Here is a 3718-nt window from a genome sequence, read left to right as displayed (position 1 = left end):
TGTCGATGGATGGCAAAGGCGCCTGGCGCGACAACGTATTCGTCGAGCGCGTGTGGCGCAGCATCAAGTACGAAGAGATTTATTTGAGAGCCTACGAGTCGGTCAGCCACGCCCGGCGCTCCATTGGCCAATACATTGAGCTGTACAACCGCAAACGTCCTCATTCGAGCCTGGCGGATCAGACGCCCGATGAGGCATACTTCGCGACGCTGCCAGCGATCAAATCGGCAGCATGATCGCCCCGGACGTTCCACTTAAAAATCTCGGGACCTTGTCCGAACAAGCGGTGCCACCTCTGACGGCGGGTCGAATGCGTCAGCCAATCTCGTTATGGTCTATCCTGTCTGCCACCAACAGATCCATAGCCGTGGTTTGACAGTAAAGAAACCGGCTCCCACTTGGGGGTTTTGAAAGGCTTGAGCCGTGTGCATTGAAAGGTGCATGCACGGTTCTGAGGGGGCCGCTGTGCAGCAATGCATAGCGGCTACCCGACACAACCAGTTGATAGGCAACGAGCGAGTCGAACCCGACCGTGAGCCCGTCAAACGGTCACACTACCGACAAAAGTCTTGCGATAAAGTAAATTGCGCTTAGTGTCGGCACTGACCTCTCCTCTGTGTATTCCACTGTAAAGTTTGCCCCCTCTCCATCAACCTGACAGAGCCCGTCGCAGGGAACCAGTGACCGCGATAGAGCGATTTCGTCTTTCTCATCTGGTCATATTGACTCGACCGCCCTTGCGAACGTGACAATGCCGCCGAAGCACATATCGTGGCGCTGGCTCAACTATTGCATATGCTCTCGGCCGACCAACAGGAGTGAATCAAAGTGAGGGTCAACAGGACAGCAGACTTCACGAATTGCAGGGAAAGACGCGGCGCGCCGGGCTCGACCTGGGCATCGGGACATGCTGATGCGGAAGCGCTGCAACAGGACCCTAGCTACACGCTTCTTCACGAAGGTATTGCCCCGGTACCCGGTGTCCAGGGAGATCGTCACTGATCAGTTGTGCAGCTATCCGGCAGCAAAAGTGGAAGTACCGGATCTCGCTGGCATAAAACACGTCTTGGTCAGGACTTCATAAGGATCGCCAAATTTGAAAATTCGCTTCGCGAACTTGACAGAGCCGTCGATAGCAAAGCGCACGGGAAAGCAATATTTGATTTGAAATGAGACTAGACCGGTAAATAATGGGACGTTTATCTTTTGCAAAGCATTTTGGCCATCGACTACCGTTGATCAAAGCCAACTATCTTGTGGCGACCATCATCGCCGCTGGCCTTATGACTGCTTGTGGCGCTGGAGACGATGGTTCTACTGCTACAACCGCAGTACCGTCATCAACCTCAGCCAGGGCCCCACTGGCAATTCGGCCAACTTCGGCCACCACGCCAGCGACGCTGTCCTTGCCGCCGTTAACAGCTGATCAACCCTACATCGACAATGCGGCCTACGACACTACCGCCGGCGGTTCGCTCCCCTCTGCAACGGAGGGGGCAGCTGTGACACATCATCGTATTACCCTCAACGGTCAAACGCTGACTTATACGGCAACTGCAGGGCATCTTACCGTACGGGATGCAAGCACCAATGCCCCAACGGCTTCCATCTTCTACACCGCCTACACGTTGGACGGTGCGGACGTAACACAACGTCCCATTACCTTCTTTTTCAACGGCGGCCCAGGCGCGTCGTCGAATTATCTTCGCATGGGCTCTTATGGGCCGCTGCGGGTATTTTCCGAACAGGGTTCCACGGTGACCGGCCCTAATGACGTGACCCTCGGCGAAAACCCGCAGACGCTGATCGACAAGACCGACATGGTCTTTGTCGACCCTCCGGGAACCGGTTATTCCGAAGCGATCGCACCGAAGAAAAATCAGGATTTTTGGGGGGTCGATGCCGATGAGACGGTCAACGCTGGACTGATCTATCGATACCTCAACGTTAACAATCGCGGTCAGTCGCCACTTATGATCTACGGTGAATCCTACGGCGGACCACGCGTCGGGATCATGTCGTACACGCTGCACAATACGTATGGCATCAAACTGAGCGGCCTTCTGATGCAGGCGCCCGCGTTAAATTTCTACGAAAAATCAACCTATAATCTTTATCCCGATGGCTCGATAAAGCCAGCTAGGCGGTATCCCCTGCCGGCGTTTTTGCTTCCTACTGTTACGATGACGGCAAAATACTGGGGGGCAATTACAGACCCGGCGCTGATAAATCTCGATTCCTCGCAGCTTTTTCAAAAATCGGAGGACTTCGCATTTAATGAACTTGTTAAATTGACACCGTCTGTCAATCTCATTAACAAACAAATTGATGCATTCACACGCCAATACCCGCAAGTATGGGAAGTCACGACAAGATCCTCCGCCCCCCCTTCAATTGCCCGCCTGAATCAAATGGGCACATTAATCCAATCGATGGCAAATTCGCTATCCTCTGGCGTCCCTGTCGAATTTTCTTCCAATTACGTCGCGTCAATTATTCCGGCAATGGCAGAGTCATTTTTTAATTCGCCGACGGCACAGTCAGGCGGCGCATTGAACTTCACTCTCGGCGTTGACCTGAGTCGATATAAAGCGGATTACATTTCGTGGATTTCATCGCCCAGAGTCAAGGATGAAGCAAAAAAATGTACCAGCACCCTCAACGCCCTAATGGGAAATGGGGTTTACGCGAGTGCAAATAAAAGTCTATATCTGTTCAATTCGTCTTCAACGGGATCGGCAGAAGATCCATCTGCGCTTGAGCAGACAATTAAATTTGCCAACGATTCGGGAGCGCAAATCGCCACCGACAATTTGCAACTGATGCTAAATAGCGAAATCGCCACGACAAACGCCATGGTGAATGGGAAAACATTGGGGCTATATGATTTGCGAAAGGGTCTGACGGGAGGTGATATTTCGCAATCCATGAATAATTATTTGACATGGGATCCGGCGCTTGACGACCTGTCGGCATACACACCGATTTTCGCATCGTACGTCTATAACAATCTTAAATACCAGGCCGTGTCCGGATATCAGGGACTGAATTCGCTAATCGCTCGCACCTGGAACCGTGTCACAAGTTACCCAGATGGTTCTCAGCTCCCATTTCCGGACGCAACCATTTTCATTGCGGACGAAATGGCAATCAATCCGAAGATGCAAGTGTTGACTGCTGCTGGGTATTACGATGGCGTTGTCCCGGCTGCAAAGGTCGATTGGGACATCCAGTATGTTTCGGATCCCACGGGCGGCCGGGTCCCTCAATGGCAAATGCAATCGAGCTATACCCGAATCTTGTACCCTGGCGGTCATATGGCGTATGCAGATGATGTGAGTCGTCAGCAGATGCATGACTCGCTGGTTAGTTTCTATGCAAAGGCGACGACTACGTCGATTCCCTCCATGACGAGATAGCTAGTCGAACCTGAACAATTCAGAGAGCCTTGTGCGGCAGAGCTTTGAGGCCAAAATGGTGTTGTGAGATCTGCAGGAACCTGGCACATTAACGTGAGAATCCTGCATTTTTCGATGAGGTGCGGATGGGTCCGAAGACGCCTGTGACGGAGGGAGATTTCTTCCGCCAACCGCTGCGCGAACAGATCAACCTGAAGCATCCGTTGATACGTTTGGCCGACCTCATCAACTGGGAGCGACTTGGCGCATCAATGAGCGAAAGCTTTGTATCGCGCAAGGGTCGACCGGCGACGTCTCCC

General features: G+C 52.6%; 2 protein-coding genes and 1 pseudogene. All 3 read left to right on the top strand.

Annotation, left to right across the window (positions count from 1 at the left end):
• Positions 1 to 236, top strand: a 236-nt coding sequence (locus M3A49_RS42060; RefSeq protein ID WP_133190276.1) for an integrase core domain-containing protein, incomplete at its 5' end; no start/stop codon positions are given.
• A 999-nt stretch (positions 237 to 1235) separates the two neighbouring features.
• The gene (locus M3A49_RS42055) at positions 1236 to 3419 is read left to right on the top strand and encodes a S10 family serine carboxypeptidase-like protein (protein ID WP_266233959.1); all 2184 of its coding nucleotides are present in this window, start codon (positions 1236 to 1238) and stop codon (positions 3417 to 3419) included.
• A 125-nt stretch (positions 3420 to 3544) separates the two neighbouring features.
• A pseudogene (locus tag M3A49_RS42050) lies at positions 3545 to 3718 on the top strand (IS5/IS1182 family transposase); the annotation flags it as partial.

It is taken from the genome of Paraburkholderia sp. CNPSo 3076, assembly GCF_026343935.1.
Classification (GTDB): domain Bacteria; phylum Pseudomonadota; class Gammaproteobacteria; order Burkholderiales; family Burkholderiaceae; genus Paraburkholderia; species Paraburkholderia nodosa.
Note: the sequence above shows the minus strand (reverse complement) of the source record. Positions and strands in the feature narration are given on the sequence as shown.